The sequence below is a fragment of the Pseudomonas sp. AF03-9 genome (assembly GCF_020515815.1).
In the GTDB taxonomy this organism is placed as follows: Bacteria; Pseudomonadota; Gammaproteobacteria; order Pseudomonadales; family Pseudomonadaceae; genus Aquipseudomonas.
This window is the reverse complement of sequence record NZ_JAHPJF010000002.1, coordinates 354,131-373,072: the sequence shown is the minus strand read 5'-3', so window position 1 is coordinate 373,072 and position 18,942 is coordinate 354,131. Positions and strand designations below refer to the sequence as shown.

19 protein-coding genes are annotated in these 18,942 nt (G+C 62.8%); 12 read left to right on the top strand and 7 right to left on the bottom strand.

Annotated elements, in window-relative coordinates:
- Positions 1–19: 19 nt before the first annotated feature.
- Positions 20–772 carry a thioesterase II family protein gene (locus LIY36_RS05350; RefSeq protein WP_192296963.1) on the bottom strand — a complete coding sequence of 251 codons (753 nt, stop codon included), beginning with the start codon at positions 770–772 and terminating at the stop codon, positions 20–22.
- Between the two features lie 302 nt (positions 773–1,074).
- Here LIY36_RS05350 and LIY36_RS05345 point away from each other — a divergent pair, with 302 nt between their 5' ends.
- Positions 1,075–1,626, top strand: coding sequence for an RNA polymerase factor sigma-70 (locus LIY36_RS05345; protein WP_005789991.1), 552 nt, complete (start codon positions 1,075–1,077; stop codon positions 1,624–1,626).
- A 164-nt stretch (positions 1,627–1,790) separates the two neighbouring features.
- Here the strand turns inward: LIY36_RS05345 and LIY36_RS05340 are convergent, their stop codons facing one another.
- Both LIY36_RS05340 and LIY36_RS05335 read right to left on the bottom strand, forming a co-directional pair.
- Positions 1,791–2,579: a substrate-binding periplasmic protein gene (locus LIY36_RS05340; RefSeq protein ID WP_226455021.1), complete on the bottom strand. Its 789-nt coding sequence runs from the start codon at positions 2,577–2,579 to the stop codon at positions 1,791–1,793.
- A 93-nt stretch (positions 2,580–2,672) separates the two neighbouring features.
- A complete protein-coding gene (locus LIY36_RS05335) occupies positions 2,673–3,296 on the bottom strand; it encodes a TetR/AcrR family transcriptional regulator (protein ID WP_192296965.1) in 624 nt (207 codons plus the stop codon).
- 153 nt (positions 3,297–3,449) lie between these two features.
- Here LIY36_RS05335 and LIY36_RS05330 point away from each other — a divergent pair, with 153 nt between their 5' ends.
- From LIY36_RS05330 to ppnP, 8 genes are all read left to right on the top strand, one after another.
- Entirely contained in the window at positions 3,450–5,228 is a 1,779-nt protein-coding gene (locus LIY36_RS05330) for an acyclic terpene utilization AtuA family protein (protein ID WP_226455020.1), read from the top strand.
- Positions 5,229–5,241: 13 nt separating this feature from the next.
- The gene (locus tag LIY36_RS05325) at positions 5,242–6,114 is read left to right on the top strand and encodes an SDR family oxidoreductase (RefSeq protein ID WP_226455019.1); all 873 of its coding nucleotides are present in this window, start codon (positions 5,242–5,244) and stop codon (positions 6,112–6,114) included.
- 3 nt (positions 6,115–6,117) lie between these two features.
- On the top strand, positions 6,118–7,734 hold the full coding sequence (gene atuC, locus LIY36_RS05320; protein WP_226455018.1) for an acyl-CoA carboxylase subunit beta: 1,617 nt from the start codon (positions 6,118–6,120) through the stop codon (positions 7,732–7,734).
- A 13-nt stretch (positions 7,735–7,747) separates the two neighbouring features.
- On the top strand, positions 7,748–8,905 hold the full coding sequence (gene atuD, locus LIY36_RS05315) for a citronellyl-CoA dehydrogenase (protein ID WP_226455017.1): 1,158 nt from the start codon (positions 7,748–7,750) through the stop codon (positions 8,903–8,905).
- Positions 8,902–9,663: an enoyl-CoA hydratase/isomerase family protein gene (locus LIY36_RS05310; protein WP_226455016.1), complete on the top strand. Its 762-nt coding sequence runs from the start codon at positions 8,902–8,904 to the stop codon at positions 9,661–9,663. The genes atuD and LIY36_RS05310 overlap by 4 nt, the downstream gene beginning before the upstream one ends.
- Before the next feature lie 110 nt (positions 9,664–9,773).
- Positions 9,774–11,657, top strand: a complete 1,884-nt coding sequence (locus LIY36_RS05305) for an acetyl-CoA carboxylase biotin carboxylase subunit (protein ID WP_226455015.1) — start codon at positions 9,774–9,776, stop codon at positions 11,655–11,657.
- 72 nt (positions 11,658–11,729) lie between these two features.
- Positions 11,730–12,272 carry an exonuclease domain-containing protein gene (locus LIY36_RS05300; protein WP_192296972.1) on the top strand — a complete coding sequence of 181 codons (543 nt, stop codon included), beginning with the start codon at positions 11,730–11,732 and terminating at the stop codon, positions 12,270–12,272.
- A gap of 64 nt (positions 12,273–12,336) precedes the next feature.
- On the top strand, positions 12,337–12,621 hold the full coding sequence (ppnP, locus tag LIY36_RS05295; RefSeq protein ID WP_192296973.1) for a pyrimidine/purine nucleoside phosphorylase: 285 nt from the start codon (positions 12,337–12,339) through the stop codon (positions 12,619–12,621).
- A 49-nt stretch (positions 12,622–12,670) separates the two neighbouring features.
- Here ppnP and LIY36_RS05290 read toward each other — a convergent pair whose 3' ends face one another.
- Positions 12,671–13,477, bottom strand: coding sequence for an MOSC domain-containing protein (locus LIY36_RS05290; RefSeq protein WP_192296974.1), 807 nt, complete (start codon positions 13,475–13,477; stop codon positions 12,671–12,673).
- A gap of 104 nt (positions 13,478–13,581) precedes the next feature.
- Positions 13,582–14,517: a chemotaxis protein CheV gene (locus LIY36_RS05285; RefSeq protein ID WP_226455014.1), complete on the bottom strand. Its 936-nt coding sequence runs from the start codon at positions 14,515–14,517 to the stop codon at positions 13,582–13,584.
- Between the two features lie 548 nt (positions 14,518–15,065).
- Here LIY36_RS05285 and LIY36_RS05280 point away from each other — a divergent pair.
- The 3 genes from LIY36_RS05280 (at position 15,066) to LIY36_RS05270 (ending at position 17,323) form a co-directional block, all read left to right on the top strand.
- Positions 15,066–15,515: a hypothetical protein gene (locus LIY36_RS05280; RefSeq protein ID WP_192296976.1), complete on the top strand. Its 450-nt coding sequence runs from the start codon at positions 15,066–15,068 to the stop codon at positions 15,513–15,515.
- 258 nt (positions 15,516–15,773) lie between these two features.
- Positions 15,774–16,667, top strand: coding sequence for a sensor histidine kinase (locus LIY36_RS05275; protein WP_226455013.1), 894 nt, complete (start codon positions 15,774–15,776; stop codon positions 16,665–16,667).
- The gene (locus LIY36_RS05270) at positions 16,664–17,323 is read left to right on the top strand and encodes a response regulator transcription factor (RefSeq protein ID WP_226455012.1); all 660 of its coding nucleotides are present in this window, start codon (positions 16,664–16,666) and stop codon (positions 17,321–17,323) included. Before LIY36_RS05275 ends, LIY36_RS05270 begins: the two co-directional genes overlap by 4 nt.
- On the opposite strand, the gene yegS is transcribed toward LIY36_RS05270, so the two are convergent.
- Entirely contained in the window at positions 17,282–18,199 is a 918-nt protein-coding gene (gene yegS / locus LIY36_RS05265) for a lipid kinase YegS (RefSeq protein WP_192296979.1), read from the bottom strand. The two genes, LIY36_RS05270 and yegS, sit on opposite strands and share 42 nt — an antisense overlap.
- Positions 18,200–18,292: 93 nt before the next feature.
- The gene (locus LIY36_RS05260) at positions 18,293–18,835 is read right to left on the bottom strand and encodes a hypothetical protein (RefSeq protein ID WP_192296980.1); all 543 of its coding nucleotides are present in this window, start codon (positions 18,833–18,835) and stop codon (positions 18,293–18,295) included.
- Between the last annotated feature and the right edge of the window lie 107 nt (positions 18,836–18,942).

Below are 18,942 nucleotides of genomic sequence, written 5' to 3'. Positions count from 1 at the left end.
TTCGGGAAGTCGGGTGCGTTCAGCCAGCGATCAATTGCCGCGCCGCGCCATTGCGCCAGCGGGCCAGGTGTTCGTCGGCGTAACGGCGGATGCAACGCAGCACGGCGCTTTCGTGCTGCACGAGGAAGAAGTGGTGGCCGTCGAACATGTCCAGGGAGAAGCCGCTGGCGGCGTCGTCCTGCCAGTCGAGCAGTTGATCGGCGCGCACGCTGTCTTGCTTGCCGCCGAACACGTGGATCGGCATGCGCAGCGGCGCGCGTCGGCCGTAGCTGAAACTGCCGCAGAGCAGAAAATCCGCCCGCAGGATCGGTAGCATCAACGCCATCAATTCGGGGTTGGCCAAGGCTTCTTCGGCGGTGCCTTGCAGTTCGCGCAAGCGGGCGATCAGTTGCTCATCGGTCTTCTCGATGGCGTACTCGCTGACGTCACGCCGCGCCGGGCCGGCGGTGCCGGAGGCGAACAGCGCAAGGGGCGCTGGCAGGTTGCGGGCGCTGAGCGCGTGGGCCAGTTCGAATGCCAGCAGGCCGCCGAGGCTGTGGCCGAACAAGGCGTAGGGACCGTTCAGGTCGCGCCCGATTTCCTCGGCGAGCTGCGCGGCCAGGGCCTGGATGTCGCGCTGCAACGGCTCGTCCATGCGCATGCCGCGCCCGGGCAATTCCAGCGGACAGACCTGCAACCAATCCGGCAAAGACCGCCGCCAGCGGGCGTAGACCATGGCGCTGGCGCCCGAATAGGGCAGGCAAAACAGGCGCAGGCGCGTCGGCGTACTCATCTGGCGAGCACTCCACACTGAAACACGCTGTGTGCACGATAAAAACCCATTTCGCCCTCCTGCGGGTGCTGATCCTTGGCCGTTTTACGAACGGACCTGTCACCCATGAGAACGGACGGAGCCGGCAAATAATTAGTCGCAGGCTTTGCGCCAGACGGGGTTCACATCGAACCAGAAAGCATAAGATTAGTTCGCCTTCTCATTTGACAATCATTATCATTCAGCATAATTTGTTGCCCGATGTGTAGGAGGCCTCAGCAAGGACGCCCTCCCCTAACCTCTTTGCGACAAGGTGATTTTCCATGACGGAACAAGTATCCACAGGCAGGTGCGACTCACCCCTTCTACAGGCATTTGTCGACAATCGACTGATCCTGGTGAAGATCGCGGCACGCATTACCGGGTGCCGTTCCCGTGCCGAAGACGTAGTGCAGGACGCCTACTTCCGACTGCAATCGGCGCCGACGATCACGTCATCGTTCAAGGCCCAATTGAGTTACCTGTTTCAAATCGTGCGTAACCTGGCGATCGATCACTATCGCAAGCAGGCCCTGGAGCTCAAGTACTCCGGGACAGAAGAGGAAGGCTTGAATGTGGTTATTCACGGCGCTTCACCGGAGACGTCCCACATCAACTTCAACACCCTGGAAAACATCGCCGACGCGTTGACGGAGTTGCCCCAGCGCACCCGCTACGCATTCGAGATGTACCGCTTGCACGGCGTGCCGCAAAAAGACATCGCCAAGGAACTCGGCGTGTCGCCGACGTTGGTGAACTTCATGATCCGTGATGCGCTGGTGCACTGCCGCAAGGTGTCGGGCAGCCATAGCGATACGTTTGCACGGCGGGTCTGAACACAGCACAAAACTGACTGTGTGGGCTTTTGTGGGAGTTGCTGGGGAGTGAGTGCTCGGCTGCAGATCCCCACGCATTGCTAGTTCTCTGTGGGAACAGTGTTGGCTGAACCACCGCTTTCGCGGGCAAGCCCGCTCCCACAGGTTGGTCCGCGTTGTGCCGGTCAGGGCATCGGCATTACATCGATGCGATAGGGCTCGAATATTTTCAGCATCTGCCCACTATCGCGCAAACGCTTGAGCAACTCGGTAAACGCCTGCGCCGTAATCGGCGCTTTCGGCCGCAGCAACGCATAGTGGTGATACACCTGGTCAATGCGTTGCGAAACCAGGAACTGCCCGGCCATCTGTGCATTGCGCACCATGAAATCGCTCAGGTACGAACGGGTCACCAAGGCAATATCAGCACGCCCGCGTGCAACCATCAGCAGGTTGCTGTCATGGGAATAGGTCAACGTCGCGTTGAAGTGTTCGACCAGGTACTTGGGGTCGGGGTTGAAGTTGGCGAAGGCGTAGTGATAACCGCTGAACACCGCCAAACGTTTGCCATCCAGGTCGGTGAAATAGCTTTGGTCGCGTGCAGGCAGGCGTTGAGCGACGAACACTTCGGCGTCTTCCAGCCCCATGTCGACGCTGGTGTGGGCAATCTTCTGCCAGCCCCAGTCGGGGTTTTCGAAGATCGCCATGTCGACCCGGCCCTGCTCGAAGTCACGGAAGCGCCGCGGAATGGAGGTGGGTACCAGCACGAACTGGTAGTCGGTTTGCGACGTGTTCAAGGCCTCCACCAGTTGCGGCAGCAGCCCAGTGTCGGCGCCTTGCTCAGGGCGTACGGTGTAGGGCGGGAAGTGTGCCGCGCCGATCCTCACCAATTGCGCAGCCGAAGCCGGCACCCAACATGCGGTGCCCAGTGCCCATAAAGTAACTCCTGCAGCCAGCCGCCATGGCGAAAACATCGAGGCACGCACCGTTTCATACTGTGATGGCGATAAGCTAGGCGTTTTTGTCGAGGGAGACAACTTTCCACCGCCAAATTAATAGCTTGCGCCTCAATCGGCCTTCAGAACCATCAGCAGCGCTTGCTCGGCCAATTGCTCCAGGGTCAGGCTGCCCTCGGCGCGAAACCAGGTGGTGGTCCAGGACAAGGCCCCGGTCAAAAAGCGCCGGGTGATAAACACATCGCCCCTGATGTAGCCAGCCGCCTTGGCCTCGCCAAGTACCTGCAACCACAGGGCTTCGTACACGTCGCGCAGCGCCAGCACCTGGGCCTGGCCTTCGGCAGACAGCGAACGCCACTCGTACACCAACACCGCCATGGCCTCGCCGCTGCCGCCCATGATCGACTGCAATTCACAGCGGATCAGCGCCAGCACGCGTTCGCGCACCGTGCTCGCTTCTTCCAGCGAGGCGCGCATCATCGCCGTGTTGTAGTGGATGGTTTCTTCCATCACCGCGCGCAGGATCTCGTCCTTGCTCTTGAAGTGATGAAAAATGCTGCCGGACTGGATGCCCACGGCACTTGCCAGGTCACGCACGGTGGTGCGCTCAAAGCCTTTGTTGCGAAACAGGTGCGCCGCGGTTTGCAGCAACTTGCCCCGGGCACTGTCGGGGTCGGTCAATTGGCCGGCGTCGACCATGGTGCGCATCACCCCCAGGGCTTTGTGCTCATCCATGCCTCTCTCCTCTACTTCTACTGACGTCTTGGCCGGCAATTTAGGCCGTGGCCGCTACCCAAGCAAGCGCTTGGGCAAAATCTATGTCCAGAGTTTACAAACCAAGCGCTTGCTTGGTAGTCTCGGCAACAGCCATCAGAGCAAGGATTTCTCATGAGTGACACGGTTCGTATCGGCTGCGCCAGCGCCTTCTGGGGCGACACCTGCACCGCCGCCGCCCAGTTGGTGCATGGCGGTGCGCTGGATTACCTGGTGTTCGACTACCTGGCGGAAGTCACGATGTCGATTCTTGCCGGAGCGCAGATGAAAGATCCCCAGGCCGGCTACGCCACGGATTTTGTCGAGGTGCTCACGCCGCTGCTGGCAGACATCCAGCGCCAGGGCATCCGCGTGATCAGCAACGCCGGCGGCATCCATCCCCAAGCCTGCGCCGCCGCCCTGCAAGCGGCCTGCGACAAGGCCGGCATCGCGCTGAAAATCGCCGTGCTGCTGGGCGACGACCTGCAACCCCAACTCAAAAAACTCGAAAACATCACCGACATGTTCGACGGCACGCCCCTGCCCCCCATGTGCGTATCCGCCAACGCCTACCTCGGCGCGCCCGGCATAACCCAAGCGCTGGGGTTGGGCGCAGACATCATCATCACCGGCCGCGTGGTCGACAGCGCAGTGGTCAGCGCGGCACTGGTGCATGCCTTCAACTGGTCATGGCACGACTACGACCGCCTCGCCCAAGCCGCGCTGGCCGGGCACATCATCGAATGCGGCGCGCAGTGCACCGGCGGCAACTTCACCGATTGGCGCGAGGTGCCGGACTACGCACACATCGGGTTCCCCATCGTCGAGGTCAGCGCCGACGGTCAGTTCACGGTGAGCAAAGTCGAGGGCACCGGCGGCCTGATCAGCGAACTGAGCGTGGCCGAACAACTGCTGTATGAGATTGGCGACCCACGCGCCTATTTACTCCCGGATGTGATCTGCGACTTCAGCCAGGTCACCTTGCAGCAACAGGGTGACAACCGCGTGCGCCTGCACGGCGCCAAGGGCCTGCCGCCCAGCGACAGATACAAGGTCAGCGCCACCTGGCCGGACGGCTTCCGTTGCACCGCCAGTTGCTTGATCGCCGGGATCGACGCCGTGGCCAAGGCCGAGCGGGTCAGCCAGGCGATCATCGACAAGACCGCCGAACTGTTCCGCCAACGCGGCTGGGCGCCGTATACCGAGGTGAGCATCGAACTGCTCGGCAGCGAAGCCACCTACGGCCCCCACGCCAGGCGCCACGACTGCCGCGAAGTGGTGGTGAAACTGGCGGTACGTCACCCCAGCAAACAGGCGCTGGTGCTGTTCGCCCGCGAGATTGCCCAGGCCGCCACCGGCATGGCGCCGGGGTTGACCGGGATCGTCGGCGGACGGCCGACGGTGTATCCGCTGATCCGCTTGTTTTCGTTCCTGGTGGATAAATCCGTGTGCGCGCCGCTCATCGATTTCCAGGGCCAGCGTCACAACGTTGAACTTCCCGCCGCCGCCCGCCCCAGCACACCCACCGCCGCGGTTGCGCCCCCCAAACCCGAGGGCCAGGCCGACGCCAGCGTGCCGCTGGTCAAACTCGCCGTGGCGCGCTCGGGGGACAAGGGCAACCACAGCAATATCGGCGTGATCGCCCGTGCGCCCGAGTACCTGCCGTGGATCGCTGAAGCGCTGACCCCCGAGGTGATCGTCGAGTGGATGGGCCACGTGCTCGACCCACAGCGCGGCCGCGTTCAACGCTGGTATCTGCCGGGCAGCCACAGCCTCAATTTCCTGCTGGAAAACGCCCTGGGCGGCGGCGGTATCGCCAGCCTGCGCATCGACCCGCAAGGCAAGGCCTTCGCCCAGCAACTGCTGGAAATCCCCATCGCCGTGCCGCAACACCTTGCTGACCAACTCAACTGACAGGAGCGTGCCCATGGCCTTCGATTCGATCTTCAAAGCCGACCTGTTCCAGGGGCACACCGTGATAGTCACCGGGGGTGGCAGCGGCATCGGTCGTTGCACCGCCCATGAGCTGGCGGCGCTCGGTGCGCGGGTGATCCTGGTGGGACGCAAGCCCGAGAAGCTGGAAAAAGTCGCGGCAGAAATTGCCGAAGACGGCGGCAACGCCCATTGGCTGGCCTGCGATATTCGCGATGAAGAGGCGGTGAAGGCGCTGGTCACGCAGGTCCTCAAGGAGCACGGGCCGATCCACGGCCTGGTGAACAACGCTGGCGGCCAATACCCGTCGCCGTTGGCTTCGATCAACCAGAAAGGCTTCGAAACCGTGCTGCGCACCAACCTTGTCGGCGGCTTCCTGATGGCCCGGGAAGTGTTCAACCAATCCATGAGCAAACAGGGCGGCGCCATCGTCAACATGCTCGCCGACATGTGGGGCGGCATGCCCGGCATGGGCCACTCGGGCGCGGCGCGCGCCGGCATGGACAACTTCACCAAGACGGCCGCCTTCGAGTGGGGCTGTGCCGGGGTGCGGGTCAACGCCGTGGCGCCGGGGTGGATTGCGTCCAGCGGCATGGACACCTACGAAGGTGCATTCAAGGCGGTAATCCCGACCCTGGGCGAACATGTGCCGCTCAAGCGCATCGGCACCGAATCGGAAGTCAGCGCGGCCATCGTGTTCCTGCTCAGCCCCGCCGCCGCCTTTATCAGCGGCAGCACCCTGCGCATCGACGGTGCCGCGAGCCTGGGCAGCCGCGCCTGGCCATTGCACAAGGCGCAACCGCCGAGCGAACCGTTCAACGGCTTCCACCGCGCGTATTTGCCCGATGTGCTCAAGACGGAGCAATAAACCATGCCGGTGCTTGAATCCTTGATCGACCCCCACAGCGCCCAGTTCGCGCAGAACCGTGAAGCCATGCTGGTGGGCATCCAGCACCTGCGCCAATTGGAGCAGAACCTGCTGAACAAGGCCGAGGAGGCCAGGCCCAAGTTCGACAAGCGCGGGCAACTGCTGCCCCGTGAGCGCCTCAATCTGCTGCTGGACCCGGGCGCGCCGTTCCTCGAACTCGCCAGCCTGGCCGGCTACAAGCTGCACGACGACAAGGACGGCAGCGCCGCCGGCGGTGGCTTGATCGCCGGTATCGGCTACGTCAGTGGCGTGCGCATGCTGGTGGTGGCCAACAACAGCGCGATCAAGGGCGGCACGATTTCCCCCACGGGGCTGAAAAAATCCCTGCGCCTGCAACAGATCGCCATGGAAAACAAACTGCCGGTGGTGACCCTGGCCGAGAGCGGCGGTGCCAACCTCAACTATGCCGCCGAAATTTTCGTCGAAGGCGCGCGCAGCTTTGCCAACCAGGCGCGCATGTCGGCCATGGGCTTGCCGCAGATCACCGTGGTGCACGGTTCGGCCACGGCGGGCGGGGCGTATCAGCCGGGGTTGTCGGATTACGTGGTGGTGGTGCGCGGCAAGGCCAAGCTGTTCCTCGCCGGGCCGCCGTTGCTCAAGGCGGCCACCGGCGAAGTCGCCACCGATGAGGAACTGGGCGGTGCCGAAATGCACGCCCAAATCGCCGGCACCGCGGAATACCTGGCGGAAAACGATGCCGATGGCGTGCGCATCGTGCGTGAGATCGTCAGCGCTTTGCCATGGAATGATCAACTGCCGCAGGTGCCCAAGCGCGCCTACGACGAACCGCTCTACCCCATCGAAGAGCTGCTGGGCCTGATCCCGGACGACCCGAAAAAACCCTACGACGTGCGCGAGATCCTCGCGCGCCTGGCCGACGCGTCGCGCTTGCTCGAATTCAAGGGCGAGTTCGATGCCCACACCGTCTGCGGCCACCTGCACATCCAGGGCCGCGCCGTCGGCGTGATCGGCAACAACGGCCCGATCACGCCAAAAGGCGCGGGCAAGGCTGCGCAATTTATCCAGCTGTGCGACCAGAGCCGCACGCCACTGTTGTTCCTGCACAACACTACCGGTTTCATGGTCGGCACCGAATCCGAACAGCAAGGGGTGATCAAGCACGGCGCGAAGATGATCCAGGCGGTGGCGAATGCGCGGGTGCCTAAACTGACGATTGTGCTCGGCGGCTCCTACGGCGCCGGCAACTATGCAATGTGCGGCCGTGGCCTGGACCCGCGCTTCATCTTCGCCTGGCCCAACAGCCGCACGGCGGTGATGGGCGGCGCGCAGGCGGGCAAGGTGCTGCGGATCGTCACCGAGGCCAAGCAATTGAAAGACGGGCTGGTGCCCGATCCCAAGGTGCTGGACATGCTGGAGCAAGTCACCGCGCAGAAGCTCGACAGCCAGTCCACCGCGCTCTACGGCAGTGCCAACCTGTGGGACGACGGGCTGATCGACCCCCGGGATACACGGACCCTGCTCGGCTTTCTGCTGGACCTTTGCCACGAGGCCCAGATGCGTGAACTGCAACCCAATACCTTCGGCGTAGCGCGCTTCTAGGAGAACAATAAAAATGCTGTTTACCCAGGAACATCAGGAACTGCGCCGCACCGTGCGCGCCTTCGTCGACCGCGAGATCAACCCCTATGTGGATGAATGGGAAAAAGCCGGGCGCTTTCCTATCCACGAGATCTTCCGCAAGGCCGGCGACCTCGGCCTGCTGGGCATTTCCAAGCCGGAACAATTCGGCGGCATGGGCCTGGACTACAGCTACTCCATCGTCGCCGCCGAAGAATTCGGCAGCATCCGCTGCGGCGGCATCCCCATGGCCATCGGCGTGCAGACCGACATGTGCACCCCCGCCCTCGCCCGCTTCGGCAGCGATGAACTGCGCGAGGAGTTCCTGCGCCCGGCCATCAGCGGCGAGCAGGTCGGCTGCATCGGCGTGTCGGAAGTGGGTGCCGGTTCAGATGTGGCCGGGCTCAAGACCCATGCGCGCAAGGACGGCGACGACTACGTGATCAACGGCAGCAAAATGTGGATCACCAACTCGCCCAGCGCCGACTTTATCTGCCTGCTGGCCAACACCTCCGACGACAAGCCGCACATCAACAAATCGCTGATCATGGTGCCGATGAACACACCGGGGATCAGCGTCAGCCAGCCCCTGGAAAAGCTCGGCATGCACAGCTCCGAGACCGCCCAGGTGTTCTTCGACAATGTGCGCATACCACAGCGTAACCGCATCGGCCACGAAGGCGCGGGCTTCATGATGCAGATGTTGCAGTTCCAAGAAGAACGCCTGTTCGGCGCGGCCAACATGATCAAGGGCCTGGAGTACTGCATCGACAGCACCATCGAGTACTGCAAGGAACGCCAGACCTTTGGCAAGGCGCTGATCGACAACCAGGTCATCCATTTTCGCCTGGCCGAACTGGCCACCGAAATCGAATGCCTGCGCGCGCTGGTCTACCAGGCCACCGAGCAATACATCAAAGGCCAGGACGTCACGCGCCTGGCGTCCATGGCCAAGCTCAAGGCCGGGCGCCTGGGGCGTGAAGTCAGCGACAGCTGCCTGCAATACTGGGGCGGCATGGGCTTTATGTGGGACAACCCGGTGGCGCGCGCCTATCGCGATGTGCGCCTGGTGTCGATTGGTGGCGGCGCCGACGAAATCATGCTGGGCATCATCTGCAAACTGATGGGCACCTTGCCGGGGAAAAAACCATGAATACCCTGCTGCTGGAATCACACAACGGTGTGCTGCACATCACCCTCAACCGCCCGCAATCGCGCAATGCGATGAGCCTGGAGATGGTCAACGAACTGCATGCCGTGTTGGCTCAGCTGGATGGCCACACGCGAGCGCTGGTGATCAGCGGCGCCGGTGGGCATTTTTGCGCCGGCGCGGATGTGAAGGACCTGGCCGCTGCGGGCAGTGATTTGCAGGCGCTGAACCGGGCGTTCGGCACCTTGCTGCAAGCCGTCGAAGCCGTGCCGCAGGTGGTGATCGTAGTGCTGCAAGGCGCGGTGCTCGGCGGTGGGTTTGGCTTGGCCTGTGTGAGCGACATCGCACTGGCTGATCATCAGGCGCAGTTCGGCTTGCCGGAGACAGGCCTGGGGTTGCTGCCGGCGCAGATTGCGCCGTTTGTGGTCAAGCGTATCGGCCTGACCCAGGCACGGCGGCTGGCGCTGACGGCAGCGCGGTTCGATGGGGTGGAGGCGCAGCGGTTGGGGGTGGTGCACTTTACCGAGCGCGATCCCCAGGCATTGGCCGAGCGCCTGGATGAGGTGTTGGGCCAGGTGTTGCGCTGCGCGCCGGGGGCGAATGGGCGGACCAAGGCGTTGTTGTTGGCCAGTGTGGATGAGCCGCTGGAACGTGTGTTGGATCGCGGGGCGCAGTGGTTTGCCGAAGCGGTGCGCGGGGAGGAAGGGATTGAGGGGACGCGGGCGTTTGTGCACAAGCGCAAGCCTGGGTGGTGCAAATGACGCCTTCGCGAGCAAGCCCGCTCCCACATTTTGAAATGCGTTCCACCTGTGGGAGCGGGCTTGCTCGCGAAGAGGCCCGAACAAACACCCCATCAGCCGAGGGATAACCCATGCCCGCATTCAACAAAATCCTCATCGCCAACCGCGGCGAAATCGCCTGCCGCATCCAGCGCACCGCCCAGGCCCTGGGCTACCGCACCGTGGCCGTCTACAGCGACGCCGACGCCGACGCCCTGCATGTGCAGATGGCCGATGAAGCGGTGCCTATCGGCCCCGCGCCCGTGCAGCAGTCCTACTTGAATACGGCGGCGATTCTCGCAGCGGCTCGAATAACCGGCGCCGATGCGATCCACCCCGGCTATGGTTTCCTCTCGGAAAACCCCGACTTCGCCCGCGCCTGTCTGGCGGCAGGCCTGACCTTCATCGGCCCCAGCGCCGAGGCCATCGAGCTGATGGGCAGCAAGCGCCGGTCCAAACTTGCCATGCTCGACGCCGGTGTGCCGTGCATCGCCGGTTACCAGGGCAGTGCCCAGGACGACGCTACCCTGCAACGCGAAGCCGAGCGCGTCGGCTACCCGCTGATGATCAAGGCCAGCGCCGGCGGTGGCGGGCGCGGCATGCGCCTGGTGCACAGTGCCGAGACGTTGCTGGAGAACCTCCACACCGCACGCTCCGAAGCCAGCAACGCCTTTGGCAGCGACGAACTGATCCTCGAACAGGCACTGATCGAGCCGCGCCACGTCGAGATCCAGCTGTTCGGCGACAGCCACGGCCACTTGATCTACCTGGGTGAACGCGACTGTTCGATCCAGCGCCGCCACCAGAAAGTCATCGAAGAAGCGCCCTGCCCGGTGATGACGCCCGACCTGCGCCACGCCATGGGCGAAGCCGCGCTGAAAGCCGGGCGCGCGGTGAATTACGTGGGTGCCGGCACTGTGGAGTTCCTGCTCGACCGCAACGGCCGGTTCTACTTCCTGGAAATGAACACCCGCCTGCAAGTGGAGCACCCGGTCACCGAGTTGATCACCGGCCTCGATCTGGTCGACTGGCAATTGCAGATCGCCGCCGGCCAGCCACTGCCGCTGACGCAACAGCAGGTGAGCCTGACCGGCCACGCCATCGAAGTGCGCCTGTATGCCGAAGACCCGACCCAGGGCTTCCTGCCGCAAACCGGCGAAGTGCTGCGCTGGACGCCAGCGGCGGGGGTACGTATCGATCACGGCGTCAGCGAAGGCCAGCGCATCAGCCCGTTCTACGACCCGATGCTGGGCAAAATCATCGCCCACGGCGCCACCCGCGAAGAAGCGCGGCGCAAGCTGCTGCGGGCGGTGGAAGACACGCTGTTGCTCGGCGTGACCACCAATCAGCGGTTACTGGTGGCGTTGCTCAGGCATCCGGATTTTATCGGCGGCGATTTCAGCACCGGCTTTATCGCCGAACACTTCAACGACATCGCGCCCCCACCCGTATCAGCCGAACAACTCGCCCTGGCCGCCGCGCTGTTCTATCAGCACAGCGCCGAGCGGCATCCCCCGGGCCTGGCGGGCTGGCGCAACAACGTCGGTGTGCCGGGCACTTACCGCCTGGAGGTCAACCACGAGCTGCATAGTGTCAGCGTTGCCCCGCTGGCGCTGACCAGCGACGGCCGCCACGTCAGCGCCGTACTCAACGGCATCCGCCGACGCATCGCCTACCACCTCGACGGCGACCAACTGTGGCTGCCGGGCCTGAGCGTGACCAACCGCACCCAGCAAGTCGCCCGCCGCCAGGCCGACGCGCGCAGCGGCACGGTCAAGGCGCCGATGGACGGGGCCATTGTCGATGTGCGCGTCTGCGCCGGTGACAGCGTCAGCAAAGGCCAACTGTTGCTGGTACTCGAAGCGATGAAAATGGAGCATCCACTGCTGGCCGGCATCGACGGGGTGATCAAGGACGTGCAGGTGATCGCTGGCGACCAGGTGCGCAACCGCCAGGTATTGCTGGAGATCGAATAACGCCTAGGCGGAACTACGCGGCCGGGCTACGCTCTATCCCCATCAAGAAGGGAAGAGACGGGAACCTGCACGATGCCTCATTGGCTTGTTATTGACCTTGAAGCCACCACGGATGACGGCGGCTGGCCCGTGACGGAGATGGAAGTCATCGAGATCGGCGCGAGTCTGGTGAACCGCCAGGGCCGCGAACTGGATCACTTCCAGCGCTTTGTGCGGCCCCTGCGCCGGCCCTTGCTGACGCCCTTCTGCCGCCAGCTGACCCACATCACCCAGGCCAATATCGACGGCGCCGCGCCGATCACCGAGGTGTGGCCGCTGTTCGAGCGCTGGCTGGCCCAGCATCAGGCGCGCCTGGAAGGTTGGAGCAGTTGGGGTGACTACGACCGCAAGCAACTGGAGCTGGAATGGCAGCGCCATGGCCTGGCCAGCGCACTGGCGCAAACGCCCCATGTGAACCTCAAGCAACGCTTCGCCAAGGCCCGGCGGCTGGACAAGCCGCTGGGGCTCAACGGCGCACTGCAATTGGCGGGGATGCAGTTCCAGGGCCAGCAACATCGGGCCCTGGAGGATGCGCGTAACACGGCACGCCTGCTGCCGCTGATTTTGCCGGTCTAGGCAGCTCCCCTGCCCTTGGGCATACTGGCCGACCTTTCCAGACCCTTTTTCCGAGGATTCACCCATGTTTAAAGTCAACGAGTACTTCGACGGCACCGTCAAGTCGATCGCTTTCGGCACCGCAGAAGGTCCGGCGACCATCGGCGTGATGGCCCCGGGTGAATACGAATTCGGCACCGCCCAAGCGGAAATCATGCACGTGGTGTCCGGCGCGCTGACCGTCAAGCTGCCTGAAGCCGGCGAGTGGGAAACCTTCGCCGCCGGCAGCCAGTTCAACGTACCGGCCAACAGCAAGTTCCAGCTGAAAGTCGCCGTAGATACTGCTTACCTGTGCGAATACCGCGGCTAAGCCGTCGCGTGCGGAAAAAAAAGCCCGTCTCGCAGGAGACGGGCTTTTTTTATTCCAGGATCGTTACCGGCATCCCGACGGCCAGTTGGCCGATGCCATCGTTGACCAGGTTCTGCCCGAAGATCGCGCCGTTCTCGGTCTTGCGATAGGTCTCCAGGGTGGCGAAGGGTTCACGGTCGGCGCTGCGCTCGCCGGTCTGCGGGTCGATGGTGGTGAGGATGCAACGCGAGCAGGGCTTGACCGCACGAAACTCCACATCGCCGATGCGCAGGCGTTTCCAGCCGTCTTCGGCAAAGGCCGCACTGCCTTCGATCACCAGGTTGGGGCGAAAACGCAGCATTTCCATGGGACGGCCGATGCGTTGCGACAGGTCGTCCAGGGACGCCTGGCCGATCACCAGCAACGGGTAACCATCGGCGAACGCGACCTGGTCATCGTCCTTGCCGTAACCCGCTTCGGTGGTGCGGGCGCGTTCCAGGGGGATCTGTACCAAGCGTGTGGGCTTGCCGATAAAACGGCTGACCCAGGCCGCCGCGGCATCACCCGCATCCGGCACGCGCAGGGTGTCGCGCCAGATGGTCACGCCGCGCAACTCGGCGTCGCTGCCGGGCAGCGTCACGTCCAGCGCGGGGTGGCCGGGTGAGCTGAGGGTCAGGCCACCGGCGCTGTTCCACAGAGCCGACAGCTGGCTCATCTTCGCCACCGCACGCTGGGTGAGGAAACGCCCGCTGGCCTCGTCCACCAGCATCCAGCGTCGGTCGCCGTCCAGCCCGAGTTTATCCAGGCCGATCTGTTGCAAGACCTCGGCCTTGCCGGACTTCAAGGGGTAACGGTACAACGCGCTGAGACGAAGCATGGGCCTGCGTTCCTTGGGACGAAAGCCACTACCCTATCCCAATCCCCACTTCCTGGCACCTTGTGCTGAACCTGTGGCGACAGAGCTTGCTCCCTCGCCTCAGGTCAAACGGGCACTTCGTCCAACATCAGGCGCTGACGTACTACGTCCACCAGCTTGTCGGGCTGGAATTTGGACAGGAAGTTGTCGCAGCCGACCTTCTTCACCATCGATTCGTTGAAACTGCCCGACAGCGAGGTGTGCAACACCACGTAAAGACTGCGCAGACGCGGGTCGTTGCGGATCTCGGTGGTGAGGCGATAACCGTCCATCTCGGGCATTTCAGCGTCGGTGAAGATCATCAGCAGCTTGTCGGTCATCACATGGCCGGCGTCGGCCCAGGCCTTGAGCATGTTCAACGCCTTGAGGCCGTCACTGGCGATGTGCATCTTCACACCCAGTTGGCCGAGGGTATCGCGCAGTTGCGACAGGGCCACGTTGGAGTCATCCACCAGCAGCACTTCGCGGCCACGTGCACGCTCCAGCACCGGGTCTTCGAGTTTTTCCCGCGAGACCTTGGCGTTGTACGGCACGATTTCGGCCAGGACTTTTTCCACGTCGATGATTTCCACCAACTGGTCGTCAACCTTGCTGATGGCCGTGAGGTAATGCTGGCGCCCGGCGCTGGTCGGCGGTGGCAGGATGGCTTCCCAGTTCATGTTGACGATGCGGTCCACGCCGCCCACCAGGAACGCCTGCACCGAGCGGTTGTACTCGGTGACAATGATGGTGCTGTTCGGACCCGGCACCAATGGGCGCATGCCGATGGCCTGGGACAGGTCGATCACCGGCAACGTCTGGCCGCGCAGGTTGACCACGCCGCAGACAAACGGATGGCGCTGGGGCATCAGGGTCAACTTGGGCAATTGCAGGACTTCCTGCACCTTGAACACGTTGATTGCGAACAGCTGCCGCCCGGCCAGGCGAAACATGAGGATCTCCAGGCGATTCTCACCGACCAGTTGCGTACGTTGATCTACCGTGTCGAGAATGCCGGCCATTAAAAGCTCCTGATGCGCTAAGGGTTTGTGTAGCTCACTTATGGCTGTTTATCGGCGGCGACCGCCAGATCTTGACCCCGTTAAAATGCCACGTAATTTAATTGATGTCACACTGACATCATGTTTTACTGGCCTGACGCTTCATATGGCAATCTTGCGACCCACGGCGACACTCAAACCGACGCAAGGTTCCGTCATATAAGGGATTCCCCTATACGCAATCAGGCCCAACCTGATATTCGCAATATCTAATAGCCATTAATGTGACGCCATTCTCACTTGCATGAATGGAGTCAGGCTTTTGTTTGCTATGCCAAGCCCCCCGCCCACGGGTCTTCCAGACATTTACATGCTGGCAACCAAAGCCGCGCAAACGCCGCCAATGATGTGGGCAATGCGCGGTTTTTGTGTGCATTCAAATAAACGTCCTACTAAAAGTTCAGACGCCCCCTACAGACCCAAGTCATATTTCAGCGCTAGTTTTACGCCATTCACCCGATGCGGCATCTCATCGCCCGACCTTACGACCTTACGTTGTGGAGACTTGCATGATGAATAGCGCAAACGAATGGCAAACCGCACTTCCAGAGTTTCTGCTCGAAGCGGAAACACTGCTAGCCAAGTCGGAAGAATGCCTGAGCCACCTGCATCTGATCCGCAACGACAGCGATGCGATCGACTGCATGAAACTCAGCCTCACCAAACTAGCCGAAAAGGCCGATAGCCTGGCCCTGCAGGCCATCAGCGAATTCTCGCGGCACATCCAGTACCTGATTGCCAACGCCGTCAACCCGCTGCAACTGCATGATCAGGCCCTGGATGCGTTGCATGCCTGCCTGACGTTGTTGGCCTGGCAACTGGAACTGATCGACACGCGTACCGGCGAACTGGGCCTGGACGAAAGCGAACAAACCACTTTGATTGCGACGGTGGCCTTGCAGATCCCGCAGAAAAACTTCGGCCATAAACCACAGCAGCGCCTGCATCACGCGTCATGACTGTATGCTGATTGGGTAAAGTTGTCGCTTTTAATCAATGACTTATCCAAAAACGACAACATTAATTAATACGCGACGTGCACTTATATCCCGGCAAAATAACGCCGGTTATAAGCACACGCTTATACAGCGCGAGCGGCGATATATAACCTTCGTTGCTAAAGTGACGTTTGGCGACCAACGGTAATCAAAGTGTTACCATGCAGCCCTCGAAGTGACTCAACTTCATGATGCATAAAAACTGAAAAAGCATCCGCTATGTACGCCAGCCTCAAGTCACTCCTCGCCAAATCCATTTCCCGCAGTCAGGCACGTCGCATCATTCTCGCGTTGTGCCTGTGTTCGCTGCTGATCAGCCTCTGGGCCTACAGCCGCTCTGCGCCGGTGCCGCTGGCGCTGCTCCTGCTCAACCTGAGCACCTTGAGCATCGTTGCTCTGCAACAGTGGTCCTCGCGTAAATCCATCAAGTTCCAACCCCAGGAACTGGCGGACCGCCTGCTGCAAGTCCAGGAAAACGAACGCCACCGCCTCAGCCGTGAACTGCACGACGACATTGGCCAACTGCTGACCGCCGCCAAGCTGCAAAGCGAATGGCTGCAACGGCGCATGCCCCAAGAGCTGCAAGGCCAATGCACGGTGCTGTGCAACACCCTGAGTGAAACCCTGGCGAAAGTGCGCGATGTGTCCGCCATCCTCAACCCGCGCCAGCTGGCGAGCCTGGGCCTGGAAGCGAGCCTGCGCGCGCACCTGCTCAAGACCCTGGAAAACACCCCCATCCACTGGAGCCTGGAGTGCCAGCAACGGCTCACCGGCATCCCCGAAGAAATGGCCGTGGCCGCGTTTCGCATCACCCAGGAAGCGGTGACCAACATGTTGCGCCACGCCCAGGCGCGCAACCTGCGGGTGCGCCTGCAACGCTTGCCGGAAGGCCTGTCGCTGAGCATCTGCGATGATGGCCAGGGTTTTTTGCCCGCCTCCAACCCCGGCCTGGAAGGGCAACGGGGCATGGCCGGGATGGTCGAGCGCATCGATCAACTGGGGGGCACCTTGGCGGTGCTCAGCCAGCCAGGCTGCGGCACGCGGATCGACGCCCTTTTCCCCTGGGCACCCCGCGCCCTCGAACGGGCCAGCGCGCCTAAGGTGCTAGAGTGACGTGCAATTTACTGCTGGTGGATGATCACGCGCTGATCCGGGCTGGCGTGCGCGCGCTGATCATGGATATACCCGGCTATGCGGTGGTCGGCGAGGCTGGCGACGGCGCGCAGTTGCTGGCGCAGTTCGACGCGCTGCAACCGGACATCGTGCTGCTCGACCTGTCGATGAAGCACATGGGCGGCCTGGACGCGTTGCAGCAGCTCAAGCGCGCCCATCCCAAGTGCAAGGTGTTGATCCTGTCGATGCACACCGACCCGGAGCTGATCATGCGTGCCCTGGAGTCTGGCGCCCACGGCTACCTGCTCAAGGACACCAGCGCCAGCGAGCTGGAACATGCCCTGCTGGCGCTGCGCAACAACGAACGCTACCTGAGCCCGGCGATTGCCCATACGGTGATCAACCAGGCGCTGGTGCGCAACCAGGCGCCCGCCGCGGCCATCGCCCACAGTCACAACCTCACGGCGCGCCAGTTGGAGATTTTGCGTTTGATCGTGCGCGGCAAGTCCACCCGGGAGATCGCCCACGGCCTGGGCTTGAGCATCAAGACCGTGGAGGCGCACCGTTCGCAGATCATGAAGCGCCTGCAGATTTTCGACGTGGCGGGCCTGGTGTTATTCGCGGTGCGCGAGCAAATCATCAGCCTCGACGACTAGCGGCGAACCCACCGGCAGGTGCACGCGCAAGGCCTTGGGCAGTGCACTGAAACGCAAGTCGTCGCCCTTGAGCGGCTCGCCGTCGAGGTTGATATACAGCCCGTCGGCCACCTTGATCTCGACCCACGGCAACCGCGCCCGCACGAAGATATTGTCCAGACCGCCATCGGTCATCAGGGTCAGCAACGTGCCGACCACTTCCTGCGGCGCCGGCAGGATGCTGATGTCGAGCAGCCCATCGTCGGCCATCGCCCCCGGGCACAGCACATGCCCACCGCCCGCCTGGCGACCGTTGCCGATGCCCAGCGCGAGCAGGTCGCCCTTCCAGTGAAAGCCCGGCCCTTCCAGTTCGCCATAGGCCGCCTTCAGCTCGCTGAAGCGCGTCAGCCCGGTGAACAGATAGGCGGCGCCGCCCAGCACTTTTTTCAGGTCTTCGGAGGTGTTGGCGGTGACCTGGCTGCCGAAGCCGCCGGTGGCCATGTTCAGAAAAATCTGTTCGCCGGCCTGGCCGAGGTCGATGGCCTTGGGCGGCACGTCCAACAGGGCCAGGGCCTCGGCTGGCGCCAGCGGCACACCGGCGGCGCGGGCGAAGTCATTGGCGGTACCCAGGGGCATCAGCACCAGGCTCGCGTCGGTCTTGGCCTGGGCCATGGCTTCGGCGACATCGCGCAAGGTGCCATCCCCGCCGCCGGCGATCAGGTGGGTGTAGCCCGCGTCCAGCGCCTCATGCACCAGGCGCCTGGCGTCGCCGCCCTCCCACGTGACGCGCACCGCCAACTCCCAGCCCTGCTCACGCCGAGCCAGCACCGCGGCGCGCACGTCCTCGTTGAGGGCTTGCTTGCCGTGAAGGATCAACAGTGCCTTGGGGCTGGTCATAGCGGGCTTACTCCTGGATTCAAAGGTGCATGAAGGATGTGGACCTTTGGCAACCGGAAAAAAGCCATCGGCGAGGCAAATTAATCTGCCGCCCTAGAAATTATCCATCGCGTTGCACATCGGGACTTTGCCCACCGGGGTCGGTTCGATCCGCAGCCATTGCTTGCCGTCCACCGGCAACTCGTCGAGCAGGATCGAACAATCTGCCGACATGGACGCCTGCACCATGTAGTCACGCCCTGGCTTGGGGACAAAGGTCATGGTCTTGGCGCACTGGCGAGGGTATTGCAGCCGCCCCAGATAATGGAACGCGATGGGTTTGTTCGCCGGCACCACCAACTCCGACGTGACCGCACCGGCCCACGAGTAGATCGGCCCGGGCATGCCGAGGTTTTCGCCGTTGTGATCGGGAAAACCTGCTTTCACCGACGCCATCACCCCGGCGCCCGGCACGTTCCAGTCCAGGCAATCACGCCCAGGCACGGCGCGCACCAGGCCGTCGGTGACAATGCGCACCCGCGCAGTCTCGCCGCTTTGCGGCGGTACGTAGCCGGTGGACAACGAACGGATGTTCGCCACCTGGCCGCAGCCGCTTAGCGCGAACAACACAACAGCAATAACGCTTGGATACTTCATCAGCACATCCTTGTAGTAAGCGGGCTTGCCCCGCGCTGGGTGGCGAAACCGCCCCAAAACCTGGCGACACGGTTTAACAGGATAAACGCGGTGTATGGATTGGGGCG

What these genes read in the sequence shown, in the direction of transcription:
- LIY36_RS05350 (WP_192296963.1), bottom strand. Translation starts at nt 772, where the DNA reads ATGAGTACGCCGACGCGCCTGCGCCTGTTTTGCCTGCCCTATTCGGGC.
- LIY36_RS05345 (WP_005789991.1), top strand. Translation starts at nt 1,075, where the DNA reads ATGACGGAACAAGTATCCACAGGCAGGTGCGACTCACCCCTTCTACAG.
- LIY36_RS05340 (WP_226455021.1), bottom strand. Translation starts at nt 2,579, where the DNA reads ATGTTTTCGCCATGGCGGCTGGCTGCAGGAGTTACTTTATGGGCACTG.
- LIY36_RS05335 (WP_192296965.1), bottom strand. Translation starts at nt 3,296, where the DNA reads ATGGATGAGCACAAAGCCCTGGGGGTGATGCGCACCATGGTCGACGCC.
- LIY36_RS05330 (WP_226455020.1), top strand. Translation starts at nt 3,450, where the DNA reads ATGAGTGACACGGTTCGTATCGGCTGCGCCAGCGCCTTCTGGGGCGAC.
- LIY36_RS05325 (WP_226455019.1), top strand. Translation starts at nt 5,242, where the DNA reads ATGGCCTTCGATTCGATCTTCAAAGCCGACCTGTTCCAGGGGCACACC.
- atuC (WP_226455018.1), top strand. Translation starts at nt 6,118, where the DNA reads ATGCCGGTGCTTGAATCCTTGATCGACCCCCACAGCGCCCAGTTCGCG.
- atuD (WP_226455017.1), top strand. Translation starts at nt 7,748, where the DNA reads ATGCTGTTTACCCAGGAACATCAGGAACTGCGCCGCACCGTGCGCGCC.
- LIY36_RS05310 (WP_226455016.1), top strand. Translation starts at nt 8,902, where the DNA reads ATGAATACCCTGCTGCTGGAATCACACAACGGTGTGCTGCACATCACC.
- LIY36_RS05305 (WP_226455015.1), top strand. Translation starts at nt 9,774, where the DNA reads ATGCCCGCATTCAACAAAATCCTCATCGCCAACCGCGGCGAAATCGCC.
- LIY36_RS05300 (WP_192296972.1), top strand. Translation starts at nt 11,730, where the DNA reads ATGCCTCATTGGCTTGTTATTGACCTTGAAGCCACCACGGATGACGGC.
- ppnP (WP_192296973.1), top strand. Translation starts at nt 12,337, where the DNA reads ATGTTTAAAGTCAACGAGTACTTCGACGGCACCGTCAAGTCGATCGCT.
- LIY36_RS05290 (WP_192296974.1), bottom strand. Translation starts at nt 13,477, where the DNA reads ATGCTTCGTCTCAGCGCGTTGTACCGTTACCCCTTGAAGTCCGGCAAG.
- LIY36_RS05285 (WP_226455014.1), bottom strand. Translation starts at nt 14,517, where the DNA reads ATGGCCGGCATTCTCGACACGGTAGATCAACGTACGCAACTGGTCGGT.
- LIY36_RS05280 (WP_192296976.1), top strand. Translation starts at nt 15,066, where the DNA reads ATGATGAATAGCGCAAACGAATGGCAAACCGCACTTCCAGAGTTTCTG.
- LIY36_RS05275 (WP_226455013.1), top strand. Translation starts at nt 15,774, where the DNA reads ATGTACGCCAGCCTCAAGTCACTCCTCGCCAAATCCATTTCCCGCAGT.
- yegS (WP_192296979.1), bottom strand. Translation starts at nt 18,199, where the DNA reads ATGACCAGCCCCAAGGCACTGTTGATCCTTCACGGCAAGCAAGCCCTC.
- LIY36_RS05260 (WP_192296980.1), bottom strand. Translation starts at nt 18,835, where the DNA reads ATGAAGTATCCAAGCGTTATTGCTGTTGTGTTGTTCGCGCTAAGCGGC.